Annotated in this window: 26 protein-coding genes and 1 pseudogene; 14 read left to right on the top strand and 13 right to left on the bottom strand. The window is 70.0% G+C overall.

Features of this window, described 5'->3' with window-relative positions:
• Positions 1–139 precede the first annotated feature (139 nt).
• Positions 140–949 carry a hypothetical protein gene (locus QSK25_RS28395; protein ID WP_285642752.1) on the bottom strand — a complete coding sequence of 270 codons (810 nt, stop codon included), beginning with the start codon at positions 947–949 and terminating at the stop codon, positions 140–142.
• Between the two features lie 119 nt (positions 950–1,068).
• Positions 1,069–3,315, bottom strand: a complete 2,247-nt coding sequence (locus tag QSK25_RS28390; protein ID WP_285642751.1) for a helicase-associated domain-containing protein — start codon at positions 3,313–3,315, stop codon at positions 1,069–1,071.
• Between the two features lie 85 nt (positions 3,316–3,400).
• On the opposite strand from QSK25_RS28390, the gene QSK25_RS28385 reads away from it, so the two are divergent.
• The 4 genes and pseudogenes from QSK25_RS28385 to QSK25_RS45615 all read left to right on the top strand — a co-directional run bounded on the left by QSK25_RS28385 (position 3,401) and on the right by QSK25_RS45615 (position 6,482).
• Positions 3,401–3,586, top strand: coding sequence for a hypothetical protein (locus tag QSK25_RS28385; RefSeq protein ID WP_285642749.1), 186 nt, complete (start codon positions 3,401–3,403; stop codon positions 3,584–3,586).
• A gap of 102 nt (positions 3,587–3,688) precedes the next feature.
• Positions 3,689–5,071, top strand: coding sequence for an NAD-dependent malic enzyme (locus QSK25_RS28380; protein WP_285642747.1), 1,383 nt, complete (start codon positions 3,689–3,691; stop codon positions 5,069–5,071).
• A 48-nt stretch (positions 5,072–5,119) separates the two neighbouring features.
• Complete coding sequence (moaC, locus tag QSK25_RS28375) at positions 5,120–5,593, top strand: cyclic pyranopterin monophosphate synthase MoaC (protein WP_285642746.1); 474 nt, start codon at positions 5,120–5,122, stop codon at positions 5,591–5,593.
• A pseudogene (locus tag QSK25_RS45615) lies at positions 5,590–6,482 on the top strand (molybdenum cofactor biosynthesis protein MoaE). The gene moaC and the pseudogene QSK25_RS45615 overlap by 4 nt, the downstream one beginning before the upstream one ends.
• 612 nt (positions 6,483–7,094) lie before the next feature.
• Here the strand turns inward: QSK25_RS45615 and QSK25_RS28365 are convergent.
• The gene (locus QSK25_RS28365; RefSeq protein WP_285642744.1) at positions 7,095–7,736 is read right to left on the bottom strand and encodes a transglycosylase family protein; all 642 of its coding nucleotides are present in this window, start codon (positions 7,734–7,736) and stop codon (positions 7,095–7,097) included.
• 545 nt (positions 7,737–8,281) lie between these two features.
• Between QSK25_RS28365 and QSK25_RS28360 the strand changes: the two genes are divergently transcribed.
• Positions 8,282–10,723, top strand: a complete 2,442-nt coding sequence (locus QSK25_RS28360; protein WP_285642743.1) for an ATP-binding protein — start codon at positions 8,282–8,284, stop codon at positions 10,721–10,723.
• Here the strand turns inward: QSK25_RS28360 and QSK25_RS28355 are convergent.
• Positions 10,687–10,953, bottom strand: a complete 267-nt coding sequence (locus QSK25_RS28355; RefSeq protein ID WP_285642742.1) for a MoaD/ThiS family protein — start codon at positions 10,951–10,953, stop codon at positions 10,687–10,689. The two genes, QSK25_RS28360 and QSK25_RS28355, sit on opposite strands and share 37 nt — an antisense overlap.
• Positions 10,950–12,008, bottom strand: coding sequence for a GTP 3',8-cyclase MoaA (gene moaA, locus QSK25_RS28350; RefSeq protein ID WP_285642741.1), 1,059 nt, complete (start codon positions 12,006–12,008; stop codon positions 10,950–10,952). Before moaA ends, QSK25_RS28355 begins: the two co-directional genes overlap by 4 nt.
• A 115-nt stretch (positions 12,009–12,123) precedes the next feature.
• On the opposite strand from moaA, the gene QSK25_RS28345 reads away from it, so the two are divergent.
• Positions 12,124–12,570, top strand: coding sequence for a MarR family winged helix-turn-helix transcriptional regulator (locus QSK25_RS28345; RefSeq protein ID WP_285642739.1), 447 nt, complete (start codon positions 12,124–12,126; stop codon positions 12,568–12,570).
• A 4-nt stretch (positions 12,571–12,574) separates the two neighbouring features.
• A complete protein-coding gene (locus QSK25_RS28340) occupies positions 12,575–13,363 on the top strand; it encodes an HAD-IIA family hydrolase (RefSeq protein WP_285642737.1) in 789 nt (262 codons plus the stop codon).
• Here the strand turns inward: QSK25_RS28340 and QSK25_RS28335 are convergent.
• Positions 13,360–13,632, bottom strand: a complete 273-nt coding sequence (locus QSK25_RS28335) for a hypothetical protein (RefSeq protein ID WP_285642736.1) — start codon at positions 13,630–13,632, stop codon at positions 13,360–13,362. The genes QSK25_RS28340 and QSK25_RS28335 overlap by 4 nt on opposite strands.
• Positions 13,633–13,942: 310 nt before the next feature.
• Here QSK25_RS28335 and QSK25_RS28325 point away from each other — a divergent pair, with 310 nt between their 5' ends.
• From QSK25_RS28325 to QSK25_RS28315, 3 genes are all read left to right on the top strand, one after another.
• Complete coding sequence (locus tag QSK25_RS28325; RefSeq protein WP_285642950.1) at positions 13,943–14,728, top strand: metallophosphoesterase; 786 nt, start codon at positions 13,943–13,945, stop codon at positions 14,726–14,728.
• A 14-nt stretch (positions 14,729–14,742) separates the two neighbouring features.
• Positions 14,743–16,338: an AMP-binding protein gene (locus QSK25_RS28320; protein ID WP_285642735.1), complete on the top strand. Its 1,596-nt coding sequence runs from the start codon at positions 14,743–14,745 to the stop codon at positions 16,336–16,338.
• A gap of 100 nt (positions 16,339–16,438) precedes the next feature.
• Complete coding sequence (locus QSK25_RS28315) at positions 16,439–16,825, top strand: VOC family protein (protein WP_285642734.1); 387 nt, start codon at positions 16,439–16,441, stop codon at positions 16,823–16,825.
• A 3-nt stretch (positions 16,826–16,828) separates the two neighbouring features.
• On the opposite strand, the gene QSK25_RS28310 is transcribed toward QSK25_RS28315, so the two are convergent.
• Entirely contained in the window at positions 16,829–17,203 is a 375-nt protein-coding gene (locus QSK25_RS28310) for a YccF domain-containing protein (protein ID WP_285642733.1), read from the bottom strand.
• A 22-nt stretch (positions 17,204–17,225) separates the two neighbouring features.
• Between QSK25_RS28310 and QSK25_RS28305 the strand changes: the two genes are divergently transcribed.
• Complete coding sequence (locus QSK25_RS28305) at positions 17,226–18,179, top strand: Gfo/Idh/MocA family protein (protein WP_285642732.1); 954 nt, start codon at positions 17,226–17,228, stop codon at positions 18,177–18,179.
• On the opposite strand, the gene QSK25_RS28300 is transcribed toward QSK25_RS28305, so the two are convergent.
• Together QSK25_RS28300 and QSK25_RS28295 are read right to left on the bottom strand one after the other, a co-directional pair.
• The gene (locus tag QSK25_RS28300) at positions 18,158–19,363 is read right to left on the bottom strand and encodes an Nramp family divalent metal transporter (RefSeq protein WP_285642730.1); all 1,206 of its coding nucleotides are present in this window, start codon (positions 19,361–19,363) and stop codon (positions 18,158–18,160) included. The two genes, QSK25_RS28305 and QSK25_RS28300, sit on opposite strands and share 22 nt — an antisense overlap.
• A gap of 50 nt (positions 19,364–19,413) precedes the next feature.
• The gene (locus tag QSK25_RS28295; protein WP_285642729.1) at positions 19,414–19,956 is read right to left on the bottom strand and encodes a TetR/AcrR family transcriptional regulator; all 543 of its coding nucleotides are present in this window, start codon (positions 19,954–19,956) and stop codon (positions 19,414–19,416) included.
• A 52-nt stretch (positions 19,957–20,008) separates the two neighbouring features.
• Between QSK25_RS28295 and QSK25_RS28290 the strand changes: the two genes are divergently transcribed.
• On the top strand, positions 20,009–20,626 hold the full coding sequence (locus QSK25_RS28290) for an HAD family hydrolase (RefSeq protein WP_285642728.1): 618 nt from the start codon (positions 20,009–20,011) through the stop codon (positions 20,624–20,626).
• Here QSK25_RS28290 and QSK25_RS28285 read toward each other — a convergent pair.
• A complete protein-coding gene (locus tag QSK25_RS28285; RefSeq protein WP_285642727.1) occupies positions 20,598–20,801 on the bottom strand; it encodes a hypothetical protein in 204 nt (67 codons plus the stop codon). The genes QSK25_RS28290 and QSK25_RS28285 overlap by 29 nt on opposite strands.
• Positions 20,802–20,926: 125 nt before the next feature.
• Here QSK25_RS28285 and QSK25_RS28280 point away from each other — a divergent pair, with 125 nt between their 5' ends.
• Together QSK25_RS28280 and QSK25_RS28275 are read left to right on the top strand one after the other, a co-directional pair.
• Positions 20,927–21,316 carry a cold-shock protein gene (locus QSK25_RS28280; protein ID WP_285642948.1) on the top strand — a complete coding sequence of 130 codons (390 nt, stop codon included), beginning with the start codon at positions 20,927–20,929 and terminating at the stop codon, positions 21,314–21,316.
• 301 nt (positions 21,317–21,617) lie between these two features.
• Positions 21,618–22,202 carry an HD domain-containing protein gene (locus QSK25_RS28275; RefSeq protein ID WP_285642726.1) on the top strand — a complete coding sequence of 195 codons (585 nt, stop codon included), beginning with the start codon at positions 21,618–21,620 and terminating at the stop codon, positions 22,200–22,202.
• Here the strand turns inward: QSK25_RS28275 and QSK25_RS28270 are convergent, their stop codons facing one another.
• From QSK25_RS28270 to QSK25_RS28260, 3 genes are read right to left on the bottom strand one after another with little or no spacing between them, the layout of a single operon-like run.
• Positions 22,203–22,637, bottom strand: coding sequence for a DUF2771 family protein (locus QSK25_RS28270; RefSeq protein ID WP_285642725.1), 435 nt, complete (start codon positions 22,635–22,637; stop codon positions 22,203–22,205).
• 31 nt (positions 22,638–22,668) lie between these two features.
• Entirely contained in the window at positions 22,669–24,156 is a 1,488-nt protein-coding gene (locus tag QSK25_RS28265; protein ID WP_285642724.1) for an MFS transporter, read from the bottom strand.
• 4 nt (positions 24,157–24,160) lie between these two features.
• Entirely contained in the window at positions 24,161–24,913 is a 753-nt protein-coding gene (locus tag QSK25_RS28260) for a glutaminyl-peptide cyclotransferase (protein WP_285642723.1), read from the bottom strand.
• Between the last annotated feature and the right edge of the window lie 12 nt (positions 24,914–24,925).

Genomic DNA, 24,925 nt, shown 5'->3' with positions numbered 1-24,925 from the left:
TCCGCCGGAGTTCTCGCACCGCACGACAACTGAACGAGGCGAGCGCCACCTTCGGGTGCGGCGCTCGCCTCGTCGTTGCGGTCTGACTCAGTCCGGTTCCGGTGGGTCCAAGCGGTCGTCCTTTCGCCGTGCGGCCCTGCTACCCGATGGTCAGGCCGACCCCGACGAACGCACCGATCGACACGTCACCACTGCCGAGGTCCACATCGGCTCCCGCGCCGACGCCGGCGCCGATCCCGATGTTCAGCAGACCGTCCAGCAGGCCGTGGTGGTAGTGGTGGCAGTCGTGGTGCCCGTACGACCCGATGCCGATGCCGATGCCGATCCCGGCGTCGACGTCCGCGTCGATGTCCGCGTCGACCACGAGGCCGGCGTCGACACCGACGTCCGCCACCGCGTCCGCGGTGACCGCGGCCGCCGCGGTGAGGGGAGCCTCGGCCGGAGCAGCCGCGGGCACCGGTTCGACGGTCGGCATGACCGGCTCGGCCACGACGGCGGGTGCGGCAGCGGGTGCGCGGTCCCCGTCCGCTTCGCTCACGTCGGCAGCGACATCCGTGTCAGCTACCACCGCGGCGTTCACGGCCGGTTCCACTTCCACTTCCGCGTCGACCACCGAGTCGAGTTCGATCTCGATCTCGGACTCGTAGGCGTCGACCTCCACCTCAGCGCCGACACCCGCGTCCACCTGGGCCGCGAGGCCGAGTGCGACCTGGATGCCACCGTTGCTCATGACGCTGATGCCGGGCCCGGTGTCGATCGCGACGTGGGCGCCGGCGGCGACGTCGAGCATGTCGACGTTGCCGCTCACCCCCACCGTCGCGTTGACGTTGTTGTCACCCAGGACCTGGATGATCGGGTCGGCGTTCGCGGTGCCGGTGCCGAACGGCAGGGCGAACGCCAGGGTCGTGACGGTGGCGGCGGCTCTCAAAGCCCACCGGGAGCTGACCATGTGCGAGTGACCTCCTTGGTCGGCGGACGTGTCTCGGGTACGTCCACGTCAACCGACGCTAGGTCGCGCTTCGGCCACGCAAGGGTGATCGGGAGAACCGACCGGGGGATGACCGACCGTCAGTCCTCGTCCACCAATGCGGCGGACGTGACGCGATGGAGGGGGAACCTCAGCACCTCTCCGTAGCTGTGGTCGTAGCCCTCGAGCACGCCACCCCCGACGACGTGCGGCTCGATCACGCGCTGTGCCGCCGTGCCGTGCGAGTCGACGAACCCCACGAGCACCCGCCGCCGGGCGCGTGCGGCCTGCTGGAGCAACGACAACGTCGCCGACGGGCCGGCGCCGAGATGACCCGGGACAGCCACGCGTTCACCCCGTGGTGTCGCCGCGGCGCGATCTCCGGCCCGGACCAGCCGGACGAGTTCACCCAACCGCTCGTCGGCGGGCACGGCCGGTGACGCCGGTTTTCTGGCCGTCCGCTGCCTCGGGGTGGTCCGGCGGCCACCGGGCCGCAGGTCCAGCACCTGCCCGTCCGGGCCCTCCGCGGCCGGGGCGAACCCGGCCGCGCGCAGCCCGTCCAGGACGTCGGCCAGCGGCACCGGGCTGACGATCACGGTCGGCGCGATCCGGCGCAGTTCCAGCCGGGCGGCCTCGGGGTGGGCGAGGACCTCGGTGATCAGCACCGGGTCGTCGCAGCGCAGGAACGAGCCCGCGGCGCCACCGCGCAGCCTGCCGTGGCGGCGGGCGGCGTCGTCGATCAGGTACGACAACGACTGCGGGACCGGGGTGCGCGAGCGTTGCGTGAAGAGTTCGCGCAGGTCGTCGGCGGTGCGTCCGGCGTCGAGGGCACGGCGGACGGTGGCCTCGCTGATCCGGTAGACCGTGGCGCTGCCCGCCGACTCGACGTTCGCGACCAGCGCCATCTCGTCCGCGAGGTCGGGTTCGAGCCTGCCGGGCGCGACGACGGTGAGGTCGGCCTGCACCAGCACGTGGTCGAGCGGCTCCGGCAGGGCGTCGCCGAGGGTCTTGGCGGCGTGGCCGGGGCCCTCGTCGAGCAGCACGCGGCCGGCGGCGGTGATCGCGCCCAGGGCCAGCACGCCGACGGCGGTGCCCTCCTCGACGGTCCAGCGCACGAGCTCGTCGCGCTGCCTGCCACCGCGCCTCGGCGCCCGCCAGCCGAGCAGGGCCGCGAGGTCGGCGGGGTTCGCGATCGCGGTGCCCTTGGGGAACGCGGCCAGCGTCTCGAGGACCCAGCGCCGGTCGCGTGGGGCCTGGGCGCGCCGGATCTCGTCCGCCAGGGGGTTGAAGAGCTTGTCCTTCTCGTCGCGGCGGCCGATCAACGCGGGCAGCCGCGGCAGCTCCAGCCAGGCGTTCGCGAGCGTGGCCCAGCGGACCTCGGCGGTCGCGGCGAGCCAGACGTCGGCCTTGGTCGTCGGCACCCACTCGGGCTCGGTGGCCTCGGTGTTCGCGGCGAGGTCGGCGCCGACGACGAGCTCGATCAGCAGCGCGGCCCTGCGTTCGTCGACGTCGAGGTCCTTGGCGACCTTGCGCAGCTCCCGGACGCCGAGGCCGCCCGTGCGCAGCACCGGCGGGGGCTCGGCGGACCAGCTCGCGATCAGGTTCTCGACGTGCCGGACGAGTTCGAGCGCCTCGCCGCCGCCGGTCGCGTCGACGCTCGTCTGGGCCAGCGCGCTGGTCTTGGGCTTCGGCTCGGTGACCTGGATCGGGCCCAGCGGCCGCTCGCCGCGCAGGGCGAGGCCGATCTCGCGGGGGAGTTCGACGGTGCCGGGGTCGCGGCGCAGCAGCAGGCCACGCGCGAGCAGCCGTTGCACCGGGGTGTCGGCCTTCTCCAGCGGGATGACGCGGGAGGCGTCCTTGGTGTCGCCGATGGGCGGTCCGGCGGCGAGCTTCTGCATGACCCGCTGCTCACCCTCGGTGATACCGGTGAGGTCGTAGGTCTGCCCGGTTCTGCGGCCGAGGCCACCGGGATAGGCGCCGAACGCCTCCCTGGTGACGGGCGGAACCGACAACGCGTCGTCCTCGCCCCAGGCCAGCGCGAGCGACTTGAGCCGTGCGACCGCCTGCTTCAGCGGCTTGGGCTTCACGTCCGGCCCGAGCAGCTGTGTGGGCAACGCCACGGGAGCGGCGTCCGCACCCTCGACCACCAGGGCCTCGAGGACGGCCAGCGTGAACGTGTCGAGGTCCTCGCAGGCGCGCGCGATCGACGCCCTGGTGCCGATCCGCGTCGCGAGGACGGACATATCGGCAGGTGGGGGCGTTGCCAGGTCAGGACGCGCACGCAGCAGCGCGACGAGAGCAGCGTCGTCCTGGGCACGCAGCCAGTCGGCGAGTGTGATGCCGGACATTCTCACCACGGTATATGGGCCGCTTCGGATCCCGACGTGCTCTGTCACACTTGTCGCGTCATCTGACACCACCGAGGAGGAGAACGTGGCGAAAGGACGCCCTGGACGGGTCGACCCGCACTGGCCGGAAGGTCCGGAAGGCGGTCACCCCGTCACCGAACTGACCAGTGACCTGCAGGGTGCGCTCTCCCCGTTCGGCACGGTGACGTTCCCGCTGCCGTCGGAGGACCTCCCGTACCGGCACCCGGTGACCGAGATCAACAAGTCCTGAGTGGATTGTCAGGCCGGTCTTAAAACTGGCCGAGTCGCGTGCGTACCGCAAAGGGCCCGGGGATAGGCTCGTTTCCCGCTTGTACTTCGTGGGAGGACGACGATGCCGGTCCCCGGCCCTGGTTACTCGATCACCGTTCGTCTGGAGGCGCCGCCGTCAGCGAGCGCCGCGGGTGACCTCACCTCGGCCGTCGGCCGCGCCGGCGGTGTGATCACGGCGTTCGACGTCGTGGAGTCGCACAACGACCGCGTCGTCATCGACCTCACGTGCAACGCGCTCTCCGCGAACCACGCCAAGGACATCACCGACACGCTGGAGACGTTGCCCGGCATCGTCGTCCGCAAGGTGTCGGACCGCACGTTCCTCGTGCACCTCGGCGGCAAGATCGAGATCGCGTCGAAGGTGCCGCTGCGCAACCGTGACGACCTCTCCCGCGCGTACACGCCCGGTGTGGCCCGTGTGTGTGAGGCCATCGCCAAGAACCCGGACGACGCGCGCCGCCTGACCATCAAGCGCAACACCGTCGCCGTGGTGACCGACGGCTCCGCCGTGCTGGGCCTCGGCAACCTCGGCCCCGCCGCCGCTCTCCCCGTGATGGAGGGCAAGGCCGCGCTGTTCAAGAAGTTCGCCGGTGTCGACGCCTGGCCGGTCTGCCTGGACACCCAGGACACCGAGGAGATCATCCGCGCGGTCGAGCTCATCGCTCCCGTGTACGGCGGCATCAACCTCGAGGACATCTCCGCGCCGCGCTGCTTCGAGATCGAGGCCCGCCTGCGCGAGAAGCTCGACATCCCGGTGTTCCACGACGACCAGCACGGCACGGCGATCGTGGTCGTGGCGGCCCTGCGCAACGCGCTGCGGGTCGTCGGCAAGGACATCAAGGACTGCCGCATCACCGTGTGCGGTGTCGGTGCCGCCGGTTCCGCGATCATCCGCCTGCTGCAGGCGCAGACGCCCGGCGACATCATCGCCGTGGACGTCGACGGCATCGTGCACCGCGACCGCCCCGGCCTCGACGCGAACCTGAAGTCGATCGCGTCGTCCACCAACAAGGACAACCAGGCGGGCCGCCTGCATGACGCGCTGGTCGGCTCGGACGTGTTCATCGGCGTGTCCGCGCCCAACCTGTTCGGCGCCGAGCAGGTCGCCACGATGGCCAAGGACGCCATCGTCTTCGCGCTGGCCAACCCGGACCCGGAGATCGACCCGATGGAGGCCCAGCAGCACGCCGCCGTCGTCGCGACGGGCCGTTCGGACTTCCCGAACCAGATCAACAACGTGCTGGCGTTCCCCGGCGTGTTCCGCGGCCTGCTGGACGCGCACGCCCGCACCATCACCGACGCGATGCTCCTGGCCGCCGCCGCTGCCATCGCCGACGTGGTGGACGGTGACCGCCTGAACGCGTCGTTCATCGTGCCGTCGGTCTTCGACAACACCGTCGCCCCGGCCGTGGCCGAGGCAGTGCGCAAGGCTGCGACCTCTTAGGGGCTTTGCGCACCGGTCGGTTCGCGTGCGCAGGCATACGATCGCGGTATGACCAAGCAGTTCACCCACCTGGACTCCGCCGGCGCGGCCCGGATGGTCGACGTCTCCGGCAAGGAGCAGACCACCCGGACCGCCGTCGCCACCGGAGTCCTGCACACGACCGCAGAAGTGGTGGAGTTGCTGGGCGCCGACGGCCTGCCCAAGGGCGATGCCCTCGCCACCGCCCGCATCGCGGGCATCATGGCGGCGAAGCGCACGTGGGAACTCGTCCCGCTGTGCCACCCGATCGCGTTGTCGTCGGTGGTGGTGGACCTGGCACTGGCCGACTCGGCCGTGCTGATCACCGCCACCGTCCGCACCACCGACCGCACCGGCGTGGAGATGGAAGCCCTGACCGCCGTGTCGGTGGCCGGGCTCACGCTGCACGACATGGTGAAGTCGGTCGACCCCGCTGCTTCGCTGGACGCGGTCCGGGTGGAGCGCAAGGAGGGCGGCAAGTCCGGTCTGTGGGAGCGCCCGTGAAGGCTGTCGTCGTCGTGGCCTCGAACCGGGCTTCCGCCGGCGTGTACGAGGACCGCAGCGGGCCGGTCATCGTGTCCTGGCTGACCGACCGCGGGTTCTCGGTGTCCTCGCCCTTGGTGGTGCCGGACGGAGATCCAGTTCAGTCGGCCCTGACGGATGCGGTGGCTTCCGGCGCCGATCTGGTGTTGACCACCGGCGGTACCGGGATCAATCCCACCGACCGGACTCCCGAGGCGACCCGTGCCGTGCTCGACTTCGAGGTGCCCGGGCTCGCCGACGTCATCCGGATGTCCGGGTGGCCTCGTGTGCCCGGGTCCGTGTTGTCGCGCGGGGTCGCCGGGGTCGCCGGGCGGACGTTGATCGTGAACCTGCCCGGGTCCACCGGTGGGGTTCGGGACGGGTTGTCCGTTCTGGAGTCGGTGCTGGAGCATGCGCTCGACCAGTTGCGTGGAGGGGATCACAAGTGAGCGTGGTGCTGCGGGCCGTCGTCACCGAATCGCTGCTGTCGGTTTCGGAGCACGCCTCGCTGGTCGAGTCCGACCGGGCCGGTGCGGTGGTCACCTTCTCCGGCGTGGTCCGGGACCACGACGGTGGGCGGTCGGTGCTGGAGTTGGAGTACCACTCGCACCCGTCCGCTTCCGATGTGGTGGCGGAGGTCGTTGCCTCTTTGGCGGAGAAGTACTCCGGGGTGCACGGGATCGCCGTGTCGCACCGGGTCGGGCCGTTGAAGATCGGGGACGTCGCGCTTGCCTGTGCGGTGGCTGCCGAGCACCGGGGGGAGGCGTTCTCGTTGTGCGCCGACCTGGTTGACGAGGTCAAGGCTCGGTTGCCGGTGTGGAAGCGGCAGGTGTTCTCGGACGGGTCCGACGAGTGGGTCAACTGCCCCTGAGCCGGTTGCGTTGGCTGGTTGCGGTTCCAGCGGGGTTGGTCGGGCTGCGGTCGCGAGGGTGCTCGCGCGGGTCGGTTCGAATGATGTGGGGTGCGATTGGGGCTTGACCTTGAGCCTCTGGCGGGATGCGTTCGCGGCCTCACAAGCCGGGGATAAGAGCGCCCCGGCCGGACCGGACAGGTTGGCATCCCGCCCCCTCAAGGTAAAGCCCCAATCGCCAAGGCAGGGGAACCGGCTGGCCTGGTGTGAAGCAGCCCGTTCGGGCTCGCTGCGCTTCGCCACGCCAGGACCCGTAGGTGGCTGGCTTACGCATTCGGCGGTCCGGTTGGCACCGCGCGCCGGGCCTGCGTGCGTGGTCGGCCTGCGTTGACGACTGCGGTTGGCACCGCGACCAACCCTGCGGCAGTCCCGCAGCTCGCCTCATCCAGCAGCCTCGTCCAGCAGTTCCGTATCCCGCTGCCACTCGCCGCACCCCACACACGCAGGCAGGGACCTCACCGTCGGGGGGATAACGGTGAGGTCCCTGGTTCTGCGTCAGCCCGCACGAAGCGGACTGGCCATCATGCGACCGATCGAGGTGCGCTGACTGAGTCGAAGGCTCAGCTCAGGGGCTCAGATCAGGATCTTGTCGCCCGGGAAGATCAGGTCCGGGTTCGTGAGGAAGTCCTTGTTCTTCTCCACGATGGCCTGGTAGCCGCCGGCGACCTTGTTGGCGTCCGCGATCTTCGACAGGGTGTCGCCCGCCTTGATCTCGTAGTTGCCGTTCGGGTTCGACTTCGAACCCGCGAGCTGCACGACCGGTGCCTGCTGGACCGGGGCGGCCTGGCGCTGCTGCTGCGGCTGCGCCTTGCGCTGCTGCGGGGCCGGGGCGGTCTTGGGCGCCGCGCCCGTGTAGTTGCCGATCCGCTTGCTGCAGGAGGGCCAGGCGTTCGCGACGCCCTGGCCGGCGGCGACGCGCTCCGCTACCGCGATCTGCTGTTCGCGGGAGGCGTTGGCCGGGTTGCCCTGGCCGCCGTAGGCGTTCCAGGTCTGCTGGGTGAACTGGAGGCCGCCGTAGTAGCCGTTGCCCGTGTTGGCGCCCCAGTTACCACTTGCCTCGCACTGCGCGAGGGCGTCCCAGTTGACGGGGGCCGCGTTGGCGGTGCCAACGGCCAGGCCCAGAGGGGCGCCGGCGATGATGCCGACTGCCGCGACCTTGGCGATGGTGCGAGCGACGGAACCCTGCTTGCCCTCGTTGCCACGGTTGAAAGCCATGTGCCTCTCGGTCCACCGCGCCTCCGGACAGGAACTCGGGTTCGGGGCCCGGTGCGTTCCTGCGTCCCAGTCCGGCGGTTTCTCTCGCTCGGGGTAGGTGCCGGAGAACCCTCGGACTGGGTTCGGTGCTCGGTCCTCCGGATCGTGCTTGCGGCTGGTTCGGGCCAGCCGAGGAGCGACCGTACGTAACCGCCGGCGCCCTCACCAAATGTTTCGAGCTGTGACGCGCGTCACAGTAACGACCCAGGGTGTTGGTGGGAGCCTGCAAAAGCGCAGCTCAGTGGTGTCGTTATCGGTTCGTTTCCATCCTGAGATCGACCGAGATCTATCACGGAAAGTGAGGCGTGGCTCACGCGTGTTGCGCCATCTGAGAGCCTCCGTCACGGTCGTGGGAGGTCCGCTCGGGCAAGCGGGAGCGGCCCTCCGGGGACGACTTCGGACTCGGTTCCACGACCCGCCCGAGGCACGCCGAGGAGGCGCCGGAAGCAGCAGGACCGCGGGCACCAACGCGCCTGAGCGTGCGCGGGCCCATACGATCGAACGCGATGACGAGGATCGACGCACTGCGCGCCGCGCTGGCCGCCCGGCCAGGTCTGCCCGTGTCGTTCGACGAGCTGGTCGAGGCCGTCTGGGGCCCTGCGGACACGCCCGCGAACCCGAGAGCCTCCCTGCGCAAGCTCGTCCAGCGCCTGCGGGTCACCGACCACGTCGTCACCGAGCCGTACGGCTACCGGCTGGTGCCCCGTCCGCGCGGGCCCCGTCAGCTCCCCGCCGACCTGCCCGACTTCGTGGGCCGCGGCCAGGAGATCGACGCCGCGCTCGGATCGGGGGCGCGGGTGCTCGCGATCACCGGCCCGCCCGGCGTCGGCAAGACCTCCCTGGCCGTGCACCTCGCGCACCGGATGAGCGAGCGGTTCCCGGACGGTCAGCTGCACGTGAACCTGCGCGCCTTCTCCGAGGGCGACCCGGTCACGGTGGCGCAGGCGCTGTCGCGGTTCCTGCGCGCGCTAGGGGCCGAGCAGGTGCCCGCCGACCTCGACGCCCAGACCGCGCTGTACCGGCGGATGACGGCGGACCGCGCGGTGCTCGTGGTCCTCGACAACGCCGGCCGCGACCAGATCGCGCCGCTGCTGCCGGAGGGGAGCGGGTCCCGGCTGCTCGTCACCAGCCGCACCGACCTGCCCGAGCACGAGCAGATCCGCGTCGGCGTGCTCGCGGACGCGGAGGCGCAGGCGTTGCTCGGCGGCATGGGCGTCGCGGGCGAGGAGGACGAACGCGCCGAGCTCGTGCGGTTGTGCGCAGGCCTGCCGCTCGCGTTGCGCATCGCCGCCGCGCACCTGGCGGACCGCGACCTCACCGACTACCTCGCCGACCTGCGCGGCGAGGACAGGCTGGACGCGCTGGAGATCGAGGACGACCAGGCGGTCCACGCCACGTTCGAACTGTCCTACCGCGCCCAGCCCGAACTCTCCCGCCTGCTGTTCCGGCTGCTGGGCCAGGTGCCGGGAGCCGACTTCGGGGCCGAGGCCGCCACCGCGCTGCTCGGCCGGGACGCGACGGCCCCGCTCGCCGGTCTCGTCACGGCGAACCTCGTCCAGCGCGCCGGGGACCGGTACGCCCTGCACGACCTGCTCGGGGTGTACGCGCGTCGCTTCGGGGCTCCACCGCCGGTCCGCCTGTACGAGTACTACCTGGTCAACGCGCACGCCGCAGGCCGCATGATGAACCCGGAGCTGCACCGGCTGGCGTTGCCGCGGCTGCCGGAGGACCTGCCCGTGCACGACGTGAGCGACATGCCGCGCGCGCTCGCCTGGCTGAACGCCGAACACGCGAACGTCGTCGCCGCGGCGGTCGCGGCGGGGGACCAGCCGATCGCCTGGCAGCTGGCCGACGCGATGCGCGCGTACTTCCTGCACCACGCGGCGAACGTCGTCGACTGGTACGTCGCCGCCCGCGCGGGGTTGAAGGCCGCGCGGCACCTCGGCGACGTCGCCGCCGAGGCGAGCATGCGCGGCACGATCGGGCTCGCGCACTGGCGGGCGGGCAGGTTCGCCGACGCGCTGCCCGAGTACGAGCGCGCCGTCGCACTGGCCCGCCAGGCGGACGACCTGACCTCGTTGACGTCGTACGTCGGCAACCTGGGCATCATCCACTGGGAGCTGGGCAACCTCGCCGAGGCGGCGGACGCCATGCACCAGTCGCTCGCCATCACCCGCACGCCGAACACGTTGTTCAACCTGAGCTGCGTGCTGCAGGACCTCGGCCCGGTGGGGCTCGCGGTGTCCTACTGCGAGGAGGCGCTGCGCAGTTCGGTCGAGCGGAACCTGACCGCGGGCATCGCCTTCTGCCTGCACGGCCTCGTGATCACCCACCTCTTCGGCGGCGACCTCGACCGGGTCGAGCGGTACCTGGACGAGGTGGAGCCGCTCACGACACCCGAGCTCGGCCCGACGTTCCAGTCGCGCGTGCTGGACGCCCGCGCGTTCCTGCTGCTCGAACAGGACCGGCTCGACGAGGCCGAAGTCGTTGCGCGGCAAGCGGTCGAGGTCGCCTCCGGCAACGCGAAGGACATGGCCGAGTGGGACGCCCGCTGCACGCTCGGCGTGGCGCTGCGGCGACTCGGACGGCCGGACGAGGCCGCGGCTCAACACGAGCAGGCGCTGGCCGGGTGCCGGACGGCGGCGTTCGCGCGCGGCGAGGTCCAGGCGCTCACCGGGCTCGCGGCCGACCACCGGGTGCGCGGGAACCTCGCGGAGGCGCTGCTGTGCGCCGACGAGGCGAACAAGATCGCGGAACGCGGCCAGCTGCGGGTCCGCCAGGTGCAGGTCGAGGCCGAACTCGCGGAGGTCCACCGGGCGGCGGGCGCGACCGCGGAGGCGGAACGGCACCGGCTGCTGGCACTGGAACTGGCGCGCGAGACCGGACGCGTGGCGTGGGAGGCGAGGCTCGCTCAGCCGCCCGCGAACGGAGGCAGCACGTCCAGCTGAGACCCGGCGGGCACGCGCACGGACGTGTCGCGCACCGCGACGCCGTCCAGCAGGAAGCTGGACGCGGCGAGCACCTTGCCCAGCTTGTCGCCGTGCTTCGCCCCGATGGTGCTCACGACGAGCGCCACCGTGGGCTCGGAGGCGTCGAGCAGCAGGTCCTCGTCGGCCACCCCGGCCGCGGCCCGCGCACCCGCGAAGTAGCGGATGTTCACGGCGGTGCTCACTGTCATCCTCCGATGGCGCTCATGGGACGGTCGGGCTGTTCGAAGCCCGCCTCGTTGATGCCGTGCCCTGCCTTCTTGGCCCACATGTTCGCGCGCCAGGCGTCGGCGATCGCGGCGTCGGGGGAGCCGTCGCGCAGCAGCGCGCGCAGGTCGGTCTCACCCTGGCTGAACAGGCAGTTGCGGATCTGGCCGTCCGAGGTGAGCCTGGTGCGGTCGCAGGCGGCGCAGAACGGCCTGGTCACCGACGCGATCACGCCGACGACCGCGGGGCCGCCGTCGACCAGCCACTTCTCGGCGGGCGCGCCGCCGCGCGGGGTCTCCGACGGCGTGAGCGTGAACGCGGACGCGAGCATCGTGAGGATGTCGTCGGCCGTGACCATGTTGGTGCGCGTCCAGCCGTGCTGCGCGTCCAGCGGCATCTGCTCGATGAACCGCAGCTGGTAGCCGTTCTCGACGCAGAACCGCAGCAGCGGGACGGCCTCGTCGTCGTTCATGCCGCGCATCAGCACGGAGTTGACCTTCACCGGCTCCAGCCCGGCCGCGCGGGCGGCGTCGAGGCCGTCCAGCACGTCCGTGATGCGATCGCGCCTGGTCAGCGTGGCGAACCTGGCCGGGTCGAGCGTGTCGAGCGAGACGTTGATGCGGTTCAGCCCGGCGTCCTTCAACGACTGCGCGCGGCGGGCGAGCCCGATGCCGTTCGACGTCATCGACATGCGCGGCCGGGGCTCCAGCTCGGCCGTCGCGGCGATGACCTGCTCCAGCCCGCGCCGCAGCAACGGCTCGCCGCCGGTGAACCTGATGTCCGTGACGCCCAGGTCGACCACGGCGATGCGCATGAGCCTGATCAGCTCGGCGTCGGTGAGGAGTTCGTCCTTCTTGAGCCAGTCGAGGCCCTCGGCCGGCATGCAGTAGGTGCACCGCAGGTTGCACCGGTCCGTGAGCGAGACCCGGAGGTCCTTCGCCACCCGCCCGAACCTGTCGAGGAGCAGCGGCGTGTCCGGACGTGCGGACGCGTCAGGCGTGCCGCGCACGACCGGTAGTCCCAACTCCACTGCTGTCACCTTATTTAGCTTAATGAACAACCCGTTGTAGGTGACTCCACAAAAGAGGTTTCTCACGTTCCGCCCGTTTGGAGCACTCTGACGAGGAATTGTCTTAGTCGCTAAGATGTTCGACATGGAACCTGAGGTCCTGGAGAGGTTCACCCTGTACATGAGGGAGCAGAGCGCGCTCACCGTCATGTTCCACGCGCGGGTGGCCGAGAAGATGGGCCTGTCCGCGACCGACGAGAAGTGCCTCGATCTCGCCATGCGGGCGGAGGGCCCCGTCACGGCGGGCCGGATCGCCGAGCTGTCCGGCCTCTCCACCGGAGCCGTCACGGGCGTCATCGATCGCCTCGAGCGCGCCGGATATGTCCGCCGTGTCCGAGACCCGCACGACCGCCGCAAGGTCCTCGTCGAGGTCACGCCGGGTGACCTGGAGAAGTTCGGCGCGATCTTCGAGGTCGCGCGGCAGAGCATGATCGAGGTCCTGGACCAGTTCTCCGAGACCGAGCTCGACGTGATCGATCGTTATCTCAAGCTCCAGATCGAGACGTTTCGCAAGCGCGTCATCGATACTTAGGCCCATGTGGCACTACTTGATGGACATGGACGGCGTCCTCGTGCACGAGGAGCACCTGATCCCCGGAGCGGACGAGTTCGTGGCCGAGCTGCGGGCGTCGGAGACCCCGTTCCTCGTGCTCACCAACAACTCCATCTACACGCCACGGGACCTGCGCGCCCGCCTGCAGCGCACCGGCCTCGACATCCCGGAGCAGTCCATCTGGACCTCCGCCCTCGCCACCGCCAAGTTCCTCGACTCGCAACGCCCCAACGGCAGCGCGTTCGTCATCGGCGAGGCGGGCCTCACCACCGCGCTGCACGAGATCGGGTACGTGCTGACGGACCGCGACCCGGACTACGTCGTGCTCGGCGAGACCCGCACCTACAGCTTCACCGCCATCACCAAGGCCATCCGCCTGGTCGAGGAGGGTGCGAAGTTCATCGCGACCAACCCGGACGCCACCGGCCCGTCCCGCGAGGGCTCGCTGCCCGCGACCGGCGCCGTGGCCGCCCTGATCGAACGGGCCACCGGCCGCGAGCCGTACTACGTCGGCAAGCCCAACCCGTTGATGATGCGCTCGGCCCTGCGCACCCTGGGCTCGCACTCCGAGCAGGCGCTGATGATCGGCGACCGGATGGACACCGACGTGCGCTCCGGCCTCGAGGCGGGCCTGTCGACCATCCTCGTGCTGTCCGGCGTCTTCAGCGCCGAGACCGCCGAGATGTACCCGTACCGGCCGACGCGCGTGCTGAAGTCGATCGCGGAGCTGGTCGGTCACGCGGCGGACCCGTTCGGCGACTGGACCGCCTAGCGCGTCCGGCGAGGCGACGACGTGGGCGCGCAGAGCAGCGCGTCCGCGTGGTCCCCGGCGTCCGGGTTCAGGCGGTAGACGAACTCCGGACGGCCGTGCCGACGCTGCCCGCGGGGCGGCCGGATGCCCGCGAACCGCTCGGCGAGGTGCTGGACCGGCTTGCGCCGAGCGGCAACCTCACCGGCACGGGACGTGACCAGGCCGCCGGACCGCGGTACGCGTTGCGCATCGCCGGCCACCGAGAGGGACAGACGAGGCAGCGGTCGCACTCGCCACCTTCGGCTACGAGCTGGGCATCCCCAAGCGCATCCGCCGCGCCGGCTGGTGGCACGTGGGCGTGCGTGACCCGGAGTCCGTCGCCGAGCACACCACGCGGGTTGGGCAACTCGGGCATCAACCGGGTCGACGGGTGGATCGATTCGGCCCTCGAGGGCGTCAAGACCGAAACCGCACGCAAGGTCGCCGAAGCAGCACTCACAGTGTCCCCGCTCGCCTGGCGCGACCGCTGATTCGGGCGGCCCACTGACGCGCGGGGGTTCATCACCTATCGTCGCGGAGGTGGACACGGATCGACGCCCGATGTACGTCGTGGGTGACGTGCACGGGCACCTCTCGGAACTGATCAGAGCCCTGCACGTCGCCGAGCTGTGCGACGAGGAAGGGCACTGGATCGGTGGCGAGAGCGAGCTGTGGTTCCTCGGCGACTTCGTGGACCGCGGGCCCGACGGCGTCGGCGTGATCGACCTGGTCATGCGGCTCGGCGACGAGGCGGCCGAGGCCGGTGGCACGGTCAGCTCGTTGATCGGCAACCACGAGGTGCTGCTGCTCGGCATGTACCGGTTCGGGGACGAGCAGGTGCCGGACAGCCTCGGGCCGCGGTCGTTCGCGCGCAGCTGGCTGCTCAACGGCGGCCTGCGCAGCGACCAGGACCGGCTCACCGAGGCGCACGTCGAGTGGCTCACCAGCAGGCCCGTGCTGAAGTTGCGCGACGACCACCTGCTGATGCACTCCGACACCGTGGCCTACCTCGAATGGGGGGCCTCGATCGAAGAGGTCAACGAGTCGGTCCGGCAGGTGCTCAAGGGCGACGACCTAGTCGACTGGTGGGAGTGCTGGCGCAAGATGACGACCCGGTACGCGTTCCGGGGGCCGCAGGGGCCCGAAATCGCGGACGAGCTGCTCGCGACGCTCGGCGGCAGCCGGATCGTGCACGGGCACAGCGTCATCGCGGACCAGCTCGGGGTGACGCCGGACCAGATCGACGGGCCTCTGGTGTACGCCGACGACAAGGTGCTGGCGATCGACGCGGGCCTCTACAGCGGTGGTCCGTGCCTGGTAGTGCCCTTGCCATACGCCGGAGCCTGACTACCGTCTGGGGGATGACCTCCAGCTATTCCTCGGGCACGTCCGCCGCCCCGCTGCTGGGCGACACGATCCACGCGAACCTCGCGGCCACGGTCGCGCGCTTCGGTGATCGCGAGGCACTTGTCGACAAAGCCACTGATCGACGGTGGACGTACGCGGAGCTCTCGGCCGAGGTCGACAAGGCCGCGGCCGGGCTGCACGCGCTCGGGGTGCGCAAGGGCGACCGGGTCGGGATCTGGGCGCCCAACTGCGCCGAGTGGGTCTTCGTGCAGTACGCGACGGCCCGGATCGGCGCGATCCTCGTCAACGTCAACCCGGCGTACCGCGTGCACGAGCTGGAGTACGTGCTGAACCAGGCGGGCATCCACACGCTGGTGTCCGCGCGGTCGTTCAAGACGTCGGACTACGCGGGCATGATCGACGAGGTCCGGCCACGCTGTCCCCAGCTGGAGCACGTCGTCTTCACCGACGACCCCCGGTGGACCGGCGACGAGCTGCCGGACGTCGAGCTGGACCGGGACGACCCGATCAACATCCAGTACACGTCCGGCACCACGGGCTTCCCCAAGGGCGCGACGCTCTCGCACCACAACATCCTCAACAACGGGTACTTCGTCGGCGAGCTGATCAACTACACCGAGCACGACCGCATCTGCGTGGTGCCGCCGTTCTACCACTGCTTCGGCATGGTGATGGGCAACCTCGCGGCGACCAGCCACGGCGCGTGCGTGGTGATCCCGGCGCCCGCGTTCGACCCGGCGAAAACCCTTGCGGCCGTTCAGGAAGAGCGCTGCACCAGCTTGTACGGCGTGCCGACGATGTTCATCGCGATGCTCGACCTGGTCGACGGCTACGACCTGAGCAGCCTGCGCACCGGCATCATGGCGGGCTCGCCGTGCCCGGTCGAGGTGATGAAGCAGGTCGTCGACCGGATGGGCATGCGCGAGGTGTCGATCTGCTACGGCATGACCGAAACCTCGCCGGTGTCCACGCAAACGCGCGTCGACGACTCCCTCGACCGTCGTGTCGGGACGGTCGGCAGGGTCGGCCCGCACCTCGAGGTGAAGATCGTCGACCCGGAGACCGGCCTCACCGTGCCGCGCGGCGTGCCGGGGGAGCTGTGCACGCGCGGCTACTCGGTGATGCTCGGCTACTGGAACGAACCGGAGAAGACCGCAGAGGCCGTCGACCGGGCGGGCTGGATGCACACCGGCGACCTCGCGGTGATGGATGACGACGACTACGTCAACATCACCGGCCGCATCAAGGACATGGTCATCCGCGGCGGCGAGAACATCTACCCGCGCGAGATCGAGGAGTTCCTCTACACGCACCCGGACGTGCTCGACGCCCAGGTGATCGGCGTGCCGGACGCGCGGTACGGCGAGGAGCTGATGGCGTGGGTGCGGCTGCGCGAGGGCGCGTCCGAGCTGACCACCGAGGCCGTGCGCGAGTTCTGCGCGGGCAAGCTCGCCCACTACAAGATCCCGCGGTACGTCCACGTCGTGGAGGAGTTCCCGATGACGGTCACCGGCAAGATCCGCAAGGTGGAGATGCGGGCGAGGTCGGTGGAGCTGCTCGGCCTCGACGACAGCGCGCGACACGCCTGAGCGTGGTCGCCGCACTACGGCGCGATGAGGCGTAAAGACCCTGGTCGAACGGGTGCGGTGAGCGGAGGATCGGCGGTCTCCGGAGTCGAAGGAGGCGAGCATGCTCACCGCCACCAGGACCACGACGATGCTGCCCGTGGAGGACGCCGACCGCGCCGGTCGCTTCTACGAGGACCAGCTCGGTCTCAAACCCCTCGCCACGCAGCCGGACGGCACGCGGATCTTCGCGCTCGGCCAGGGCGACGCGCTCGGCCTGATGCCCGCGGAGAAGGGCGCGCAGACCGGCCACACGGTGCTCAGCTTCGAGGTGCCCGACCTCGAAGGCGAGATCCGCGAGCTCGAAGGCAGGGGCGTCCGCTTCGAGGACTACGACCTGCCGGACTTCAAGACCACGAACCACATCGCGGTCATGGGCACCGAGCGCGCCGCGTGGTTCCACGACTCCGAAGGCAACATCCTGTGCCTGCACGAGCTCGTGGAGGGCTGACCGTCACGGCAGCTCGATGATCTCCTTGCCCAGCGGGACGAGCGAGACCTTCACGAGCTTGAAGTTCGCGACGCCGAGCGGGATGCCGATGATCGTGACGCACAGGGCGATGCCGGTGACGATGTGGCCGATGGCGAGCCAGAAGCCGGCCACGACGATCCAGATGATGTTGCCCAGCAGCGACCCGGCACCCGCGCCGGGCTTGTCGACGACCTCGCGGCCGAACGGCCACAGGGCGTAGTTCGCGATCCGGAACGACGCGATGCCCCACGGGATCGTGATGATCAGGATGCAGCAGATGATGCCGGCGACCGCGTAGCCGACGGCCATCCAGAAACCGGCGAGCACCAGCCAGATCACGTTCAGGATGAGGCGCATGCCTCCAATCTAAGCTGATCCCATGACGTGGGGTGTGATCGCTACGGGCGGAATCGCGCATGCCGTGACCGCTGACATGCTCAAGGCGGGTGTCCAGGTGGGCGCCGTGTCGTCGCGGGACATCGCGAAAGCCCAGCAGTTCGCGGAGAAGTTCGGGATTCCGCGCGCGTACGGCAGCTACCACGAACTGCTCGCGGACCCGGATGTCGACATCGTCTACGTCGCCACGCCGCACGGCCAGCACCACGAGGTCGTGCTCGCCGCGCTCGACGCCGGCAAGCACGTGCTGTGTGAGAAAGCCCTCGCGCTGACGGTCGCGCAGGCCGAGGAGATGGTCGAACGGGCAAGGTCCACGCAGCAGTTCCTCATGGAGGCCATGTGGACGCGCTTCAACCCGTTGATCCAGAAGATCGCGCAGGCCGTCGCGGACGACGAGATCGGTGACGTCCGCCTGATCCGCGCCGACTTCGGCTTCCGGCACGCGTTCGACGCGAACGACCGCCTGTGGGCCAAGGAGGCGGGTGGCGGCTCGATCCTCGACCTCGGCGTCTACCCGGTCTCGCTCGCGCACCTGCTCCTGGGCGTTCCCACCGAGATCCACGCGCACGGCAGCCTCGCGCCGACGGGCGTGGACGCCGACGCGGGCATCCTGCTGGGCTACGAGGACGGCGCGCAGGCGTTGCTCAGCTGCTCGCTCACCGCCGACACCGGCGCGAGCGCCACGATCGTCGGCACCAAGGGGCGCATCGACATCCCCGAGTCGTTCTTCAACCCCACCAGGGCGATCATCAACGGCGTCGAGCACGTGATCGAGGACGGCGGCTACACGCACCAGATCGAGTCGGTCGAAGCCTTCTGGGTGATGGGGTTCATCGAGCACACCGACATGACGTGGACCGACTCGCTGGAGATCATGCGGATCCTCGAGACCGCGCTGGGACAGCTCGGCGTCTCCTACGCGGACGTCACCAGGTAGATCAGCACCACGTTCAGCGAGACGACCGCGGCCGTCACGATCCACGCGGCGATCGTGACGGCACGCCGGTTCGCGTGGGACCCCATCACGGACCGGCGTGCGGTCAGCCACACCAGCGGCACCAGCGCGAACGGGATGCCGAACGACAGCACCACCTGCGAGAGCACGAGCGCGAACGTCGGGTCGACCCCGAGCGCCAGGACCGCCAAAGCGGGCACCAAGGTGATCAGACGCCTTGCCAGCAAAGGGATTCGGACGCGCAGCAGGCCGTCCATCACCACCGCGCCGGCGTAACAGCCCACGGCCGTCGAGGCGAACCCGGACGCCAGCAGGCCGAGCGCGAACAGCAACGCGATCCCGCCGCCCAGCGTGGCGCCGACGGCCGCGTGCGCGCCTTCGAGCGTGTCGACGTTCTCCTTGCCCTGCAACGAAGTCGCTGCGAGCAGCAGCATCGCCATGTTGACCGCGCCCGCCAGCACCATCGCGACGACGACGTCGACCTTGGTGGCCTTGAGCACCGACGGGTCCCGGCCGTGCCGGTCGCGCGCCAGTGCCGAGTGCAGGTAGACGGCGTGCGGCATCACCGTCGCACCGAGCACGCCCGCCGCGAGCAGCACGCTGTCCGTGCCGTCGAAGCGCGGCACCAGACCGGCTGCGGCGTCCGGAATCGACGGCGGCGCAACGAAAAGCCCCGCCATGAACCCGACCGCGATCACGACGAGCATGGTCGTGATCACCCGCTCGAACGGCCGCTGCCCGCGCTTGTCCTGCACCAGCAACAAAAGCGTCGACACCACGCCCGTGATCACACCGCCGAGCAGCAGCGGCAGGTCGAACAGCAGGTGCAGCGCGATCGCCCCGCCGAGCACCTCGGCGAGGTCGGTGGCCATCGCGACGACCTCGGCCTGCCCCCAGTAGGCGAGCCGCACCGGCCGCGGCAGGTGGTCGCGCACCGCCTCCGGCAACGACTTCCCGGTCACCAGGCCGAGCTTGGCCGAGAGGTACTGCACGAGCCCCGCCATGACGTTCGCGACGACGAGCACCCAGACCAGCAGGTACCCGTACGTCGCGCCCGCCGCGGTGTTGGTGGCCACGTTGCCGGGGTCGACGTACGCGATCGCGGCGACGAACGCCGGACCGAGCAACGCCGCACCCGCGCGCAGCCGCGCCGACACAGCAACCACCAGGACACCTCCCCGTTGTTGCCAGAGTATGGCAACAACGGGGCTTCAGATCATGTGTCCATCGTCGCTCTGGCGACCTTGACCACGGCGTCCATCGCGCCGTCCAGGTCACCGCTCGGCATGATCAGGTGGCTGAGCGCGAGCCGGACCGTCGTCTCCGCCGTGAACCGCACGTGCCGACCGGGGAAGTGCCTGCTCAGGTGTTGCTCGACGACCTCGGTGGCGTGGAAGAGGATCGGATGGCCGCGGATCGTGATGAACGGCAACAGGTCCTCGGCGTTCTGGCCGGTCAGCACGGCCGAGACCAGCCTGTCCTTCTCGGTCTGCTCGAACGTGAAGCGGAACGCCGACCGCATCGCCTCCCACGGGTCGGGGTCGTCCTGGAGCCGGGTCATGACCCCGCTCAGGTACTCCTCGGTCTTGTGCACGGCGACGGCCTGGACCAGGCCCTCCTTGTTGCCGAACTCGTTGTAGACGGTCTGTCTGCTCACCCCGGCGCGACTGGCGACCTCGATCATGCGCAGCCCGTGGAATCCCCGGGCCGCCAACAGGTCGGCGGCCGCGTCCAGTAAGAGCTCGGTGATGTCGCTCACCACCTCACCTTTACACGTTTATTGCTTTTGTAAAGACGTAGAGTCAGGTTCCGTGCCGTTCACCGTGGGCTTCGACCTGGACATGACCCTCATCGACCCGCGACCGGGCATGGCCGCCGTGATGAACGAGGTGGGCGTCCGCAGCGGCTACGACCTCGACGGTGAGCACTTCGCGTCGAACCTCGGCCCGCCGCTCGACATGACCTACCGCGAGATGGGCGTGCCCGAGGCCGAGATCCCGGACCTCGTCGCGCTGTTCCGCTCGCTCTACCCGGAGGTCGTGATCCCGGCGACCGTGGCGCTGCCGGGCGCCTCCCTCGCGTTGCAGAGCGTTCGCGAGCTGGGCGGCTCGACCATGATCGTGACCGGCAAGTACCGCAAGAACGCCGCCCTGCACCTCGAGGCGCTGGGCTGGGAGGTCGACCACCTCTACGGCGAACTCTGGTCGACCGGCAAGGCGGAGTCCCTGAAGCTGCACGGCGCCGCCGTCTACGTGGGCGACCACGTGGGCGACATGAACGGTGCTCTCGCCGCTTCGGCGTTGGGCGTCGGCGTGGTCACGGGCCCGTGCTCGCGCGCGGAACTCCTCGAAGCGGGCGCGGCCGTGGTCTTCGACGACCTCCGCGAGTTCCCGGAGTGGCTCAGGACTTCTTCTGGCGTGCTTTCCTGATCACCGCGATGATCCCGAGTCCCAGCCCGACGGCCGGCAGGTAGGTGGCCGCGACGTTGAGCCACACGGGCAGGTCGCTGTAGCCGGCGATGAAGAGCACGAAGACCGCGACGATCGCCAGTACGCCCACGGCGAACAGGCCGATGGCCAGCGGCATCAACTTCGGAGCGGTCATGACCGGGACTGTAGTCGCGCTAACGGAGGTGCCTTCCGCCTGGTCTTCTGGCTACTCTGGTGGAACGCGTCTCGGGTACGCCTGGGGCGCGTTCGTTGTGCAGAGGTAAGGGAATGGTGAGCGCGGTGCCGACCGGCAAGGTCAAGTGGTACGACACGGAGAAGGGCTTCGGATTCGTCACCCAGGACGGTGGCGAGGACGTCTACGTCCGCAAGGCGGCGTTGCCCCCCGGCGTCACCGGCCTGAAGGCCGGCCAGCGCATCGAGTTCGGCATGGCGGAGGGCCGCCGCGGCCCGCAGGCGCTGTCCGTGCGGCTCATCGACCCGGCCCCGTCCGTCGCCGAGGCACGTCGCCGTCCCGCCGAGGAGCTGCACGGGCTGATCGAGGACATGATCAAGCTGCTCGAGAACAAGGTGCAGCCCGATCTGCGGCGGGGGCGGTACCCGTCGGACAAGAAGAGCATGAAGCTGGTGGCGGAGGTCGTTCGCGCGGTGGCGCGGGACCTCGACCCGTAAACGCACGCTGTTCTGGCTTGAGTGCGCGCGCCCGCAGGTTGTGCGGGTAGCGCGCACTTTCGTTTCACGCCCGTGCGCACCCAACGCGCGCATGCGCCGGACACAACGGCATGAGCGGTGACGCGCGGTCGCCGCCCGCAACTGATGAGGCGTGGCGCGGGCCGTGACTCGCAAGCGTTTGCCTCTGCCGCAACGAGTGCGTGTGCCTTGAACGCCCGTACGCGTCCAACACGCGCACGAACCCGACACGACACCCCACGGGCGCTGGCGCCGCACCCCGATCCGTAAAAGGATCAGCGGCATGTCTGACGCTGACAGGATCGTCGAGTTCGTCTACGAGGTCGGCCAGCTCAAGCGCCTCCCCAGAGCGGGCTGGCTCTTCGCCGGCGTGCAGAACCCGGAGACCGTCGCCGCCCACTCCTTCCGGGTGGGCGTCCTGGCCCACGCCATCGCCGTCCAGGAGGGCGCGAACCCGGACCGCGCGGCCACCCTGGGCCTCTTCCACGACGTCCCGGAAACCCGGATCGGCGACATCCCGTACGTCGGCAAGCTCTACCTCGACGTGAAGGTGCCCCCGGAGGCGGTCGCACGAGACCAGGTCCGGCACCTGCCCCCGCAACTGGCGACCCACATCGTCGGGCTGATCGCCGAACACGAAGCGGCCAAGGACCTCGACCACACGCCGGAGGCGAGGTGCTCCAGGGACGCCGACAAGCTCGAACTCCTGTTGCAGGCCAGGGAGTACCAGACCAACGGCATCGCCAAGATGGACCGCTTCATCCACACCATGCAGGCGTCCGTGGTCACCGACACCGGCAAGGCGCTGATGGAGGCCGCCCAGCGCATCGCCCCCACCGAGTGGTGGGAGGCGTTCGGCAGGCGCTGATCAGCGCGTGATGTCGACCACCCAGGAGCCGCGCATCAGCGGCTGCCCGTTCTCCAGCACCGCGCCGGCCGCCTCGTGCACCTCGATGCGCACCAGCTGGTCCGAGTCGTTCGGCACGGCCAGGGTGTAGGAGTAGTCGTCACCCTTGCCGAGCAACGGGGACGTGCAGCCCTCCTGGACGCGCGCGGCGTTCTCGTACACGCACACGACCTCCCAGAGGCCCTTGGCGAGCTGGCCGTCCACGGAGATCTGCACGACCTTGCCCGCCGGCACCTTCAACGAGCCCGGCGGGTTCTTCTCGGCGCAGTCGGAGCCGTCGAGGGCGCAGTAGATCGTCGGCTCGAGCCGGATGGTCTTGCCGTTCGCGTAGAACGTGACCTCCGGGTCGTGCTGCTGCAACGAGCAGCCGGACAGCACGAGCACGCTGGCAGCCATCAAAGAAGCAAGTCGACGCACGTCAGGCAGCCTACGGGGTCACCGGCGCGGGCCTGCGCAGGACCAGCCTGTGCAGCGAGGTGCCGTTGCGGTACATCCAGGTCTGGGTGAGCCCCAGCGCCAGCAGGACGGAGAGCACCGTGAAGCCGATCCAGAACGTCGCGGGCAGCAGCACGCCCAGCGCACCGCCGAAGACCCAGGCGAGCTGCAGGATCGTCTCGGAACGGCCGAACGCCGATGCGCGCGACTCCTCCGGCAGGTCGTCCTGGATCACCGCGTCGAGGCTGATCTTGGCCAGGGACGAGGCCGTGGCGCCCAGCAGTCCGACGATGGCCGCGGTGACGAGGCCGGGGAAGACGGCGGCGCCGATCGTGGCGGCCAGCGCGGTGACGACGCAGGCCAGCACGACCTCGTCCGGCTTGCCGAAGTGCTGGCGTGCGCCGATCGCGTTGCCGAGGAAGCTGCCGACGCCGGCCGCACCGGCGATCACGCCGAGCAGCAGCAGCTGGCGCACGGCGTCACCCTCGGTCTGCTCGCGCACCACGAAGGCCGCGAACAGGGTCAGGAACCCGGTCAGCATGCGGATGGAGCCGTTGCCCCACAACGACACGGCGACGTGCTGCGAGATCCGTTGCCTGGCGGGCTTCGACGTCAGCGTCGCCGGGACCTCGCCCTCGGTCACCTCGACCCACGACGGGATCTTCATGCACAGCCAGGCGTTCACCCCGCACAGCACGGCCGTGAACCACAACGCGCCCGGCGAGCCGAAGAGGTGCGCGAACCCGGCGGCCAGCGCACCGAACACCGCACCCGCCGCGAGCCCGAACACGGTCATGCGCGCGTTGGTCTTGGACAGCGTGATCTCCGGCGGCAACACGCGCGGGGTGATCGCGGACTTCAGCACCGTGAACGACTTCGACAGCACCATGCTGCCGAGCGCGGCGGGGTACAGCAGCCAGTTGTCGAAGTTCAACGCCATCACGACGGACAGGCCGATCCGCAGCACGCACGACGCGGCGAGGGCCAGCCGGCGGCCGCGCTGGATCTTGTCCAGCAACGGCCCGATCACCGGCGCGATCAACGCGAACGGCGCCACCGTGATCAGCAGGTAGAGCGCGACCTTCGTCTTGGACTCGGCGGACGCGGCCGAGAAGAACAGCGTGTTCGCCAGCGCCACGGCCATCGCGGCGTCGGCGGCGTAGTTCATCATCACCGCGTAGGTGACCGAGGTCATGCCGGACTTGCCGGCCCCGTCCGCGCGCGCCGCCCGCCGGAACGCCGCCACGGCCTGCGCCGAGATCTGCTTGCTGCGGAACCACGCCACGCGCGTGACGGTCAGCTTGCGCGGCGGCTTGGGCGTCGGGGTCGTCTGCTGGTCGGAGTTGGGCAGCGGACGGGTCTGCTGCGGCGGGGGCTGGAAACCGTGCTCGGACGGCACGCCTCGGCGACCTCGCGGCTGGTACTCGTCGTCCTGCCACGGGTAGCGCTTCGGCGGCTGGTCCCCGCGGTCGCCCGTCACACCGTCAATCCTGCCCCATCCCGTTGAACCTCACCCGGAAGATGGTCGGCCAGTTCTTGCCTGTGACCAGGAACTCGTCGGTTCCGGGGACGTGCGCGATGCCGTTGAGCACGTCCACGTCGCCGGAGGGCTTCAACGACGACAGGTCGTAGGTGTTCAGCACCTGACCGTTGCCGGGGTCGATGCGGACGATCTCGTCCGTCTTCCACACGTTCGACCAGACCTTGCCGCCGACGCACTCCAGCTCGTTCAACTGCGTCAAGGGCTGCCCGTCCCGCGTGACCTGCACGCTGCCGGTCTCGGCGAACGTCTTCGGGTCGCGGAACGTGAGCTTCGCCGTGCCGTCGCTCATGATCAACCGCTTGCCGTCGTCGCAGATGCCCCAGCCCTCGCCCTGGTAGGAGACGCGGCGGAGCTCGTCGAGCGTGCGGCGGTCGCGCTCGATGGCGACGCCGTTCTGCCACGTGATCTGCCAGATGGTGTCGCCGACGACGGTGATGCCCTCGCCGAAGAACTCCGGCGGCAGGTCGACCTTCTTCTGGACGTTCCCGGTCGCCGGATCGAGGGCGCGCATCGTCGACTCGCCCTCGAGGCCGGTGCCCTCGTAGAGGACGCCATCGACCAGTTCCAACCCCTGGGTGAACGCCGACGTGTCGTGCGGGATTTTCTGGAGGACTTCTACCTGCGGTTTTGCGGCCTCGGGAGCAGAGCAGGCGGCCAGGACCGCGACGAGGACCAGCCAGACGGGTGAGCGCACCCAACGGAGGGT

This window comes from Lentzea sp. NBRC 102530 (genome assembly GCF_030269365.1).
In the GTDB taxonomy this organism is placed as follows: Bacteria; Actinomycetota; Actinomycetes; order Mycobacteriales; family Pseudonocardiaceae; genus Lentzea.
This window is presented reverse-complemented; position numbering and strand designations above follow the sequence as displayed.

Excerpts from the sequence above, each read along its gene's own strand:
- QSK25_RS28395 (WP_285642752.1), bottom strand. The coding sequence starts at position 949 with ATGGTCAGCTCCCGGTGGGCTTTGAGAGCCGCCGCCACCGTCACGACC.
- QSK25_RS28390 (WP_285642751.1), bottom strand. The coding sequence starts at position 3,315 with ATGTCCGGCATCACACTCGCCGACTGGCTGCGTGCCCAGGACGACGCT.
- QSK25_RS28380 (WP_285642747.1), top strand. The coding sequence starts at position 3,689 with ATGCCGGTCCCCGGCCCTGGTTACTCGATCACCGTTCGTCTGGAGGCG.
- moaC (WP_285642746.1), top strand. The coding sequence starts at position 5,120 with ATGACCAAGCAGTTCACCCACCTGGACTCCGCCGGCGCGGCCCGGATG.
- QSK25_RS28365 (WP_285642744.1), bottom strand. The coding sequence starts at position 7,736 with ATGGCTTTCAACCGTGGCAACGAGGGCAAGCAGGGTTCCGTCGCTCGC.
- QSK25_RS28360 (WP_285642743.1), top strand. The coding sequence starts at position 8,282 with ATGACGAGGATCGACGCACTGCGCGCCGCGCTGGCCGCCCGGCCAGGT.
- QSK25_RS28355 (WP_285642742.1), bottom strand. The coding sequence starts at position 10,953 with ATGACAGTGAGCACCGCCGTGAACATCCGCTACTTCGCGGGTGCGCGG.
- QSK25_RS28345 (WP_285642739.1), top strand. The coding sequence starts at position 12,124 with ATGGAACCTGAGGTCCTGGAGAGGTTCACCCTGTACATGAGGGAGCAG.
- QSK25_RS28340 (WP_285642737.1), top strand. The coding sequence starts at position 12,575 with ATGTGGCACTACTTGATGGACATGGACGGCGTCCTCGTGCACGAGGAG.
- QSK25_RS28325 (WP_285642950.1), top strand. The coding sequence starts at position 13,943 with ATGTACGTCGTGGGTGACGTGCACGGGCACCTCTCGGAACTGATCAGA.
- QSK25_RS28320 (WP_285642735.1), top strand. The coding sequence starts at position 14,743 with ATGACCTCCAGCTATTCCTCGGGCACGTCCGCCGCCCCGCTGCTGGGC.
- QSK25_RS28315 (WP_285642734.1), top strand. The coding sequence starts at position 16,439 with ATGCTCACCGCCACCAGGACCACGACGATGCTGCCCGTGGAGGACGCC.
- QSK25_RS28310 (WP_285642733.1), bottom strand. The coding sequence starts at position 17,203 with ATGCGCCTCATCCTGAACGTGATCTGGCTGGTGCTCGCCGGTTTCTGG.
- QSK25_RS28305 (WP_285642732.1), top strand. The coding sequence starts at position 17,226 with ATGACGTGGGGTGTGATCGCTACGGGCGGAATCGCGCATGCCGTGACC.
- QSK25_RS28285 (WP_285642727.1), bottom strand. The coding sequence starts at position 20,801 with ATGACCGCTCCGAAGTTGATGCCGCTGGCCATCGGCCTGTTCGCCGTG.
- QSK25_RS28275 (WP_285642726.1), top strand. The coding sequence starts at position 21,618 with ATGTCTGACGCTGACAGGATCGTCGAGTTCGTCTACGAGGTCGGCCAG.
- QSK25_RS28270 (WP_285642725.1), bottom strand. The coding sequence starts at position 22,637 with ATGGCTGCCAGCGTGCTCGTGCTGTCCGGCTGCTCGTTGCAGCAGCAC.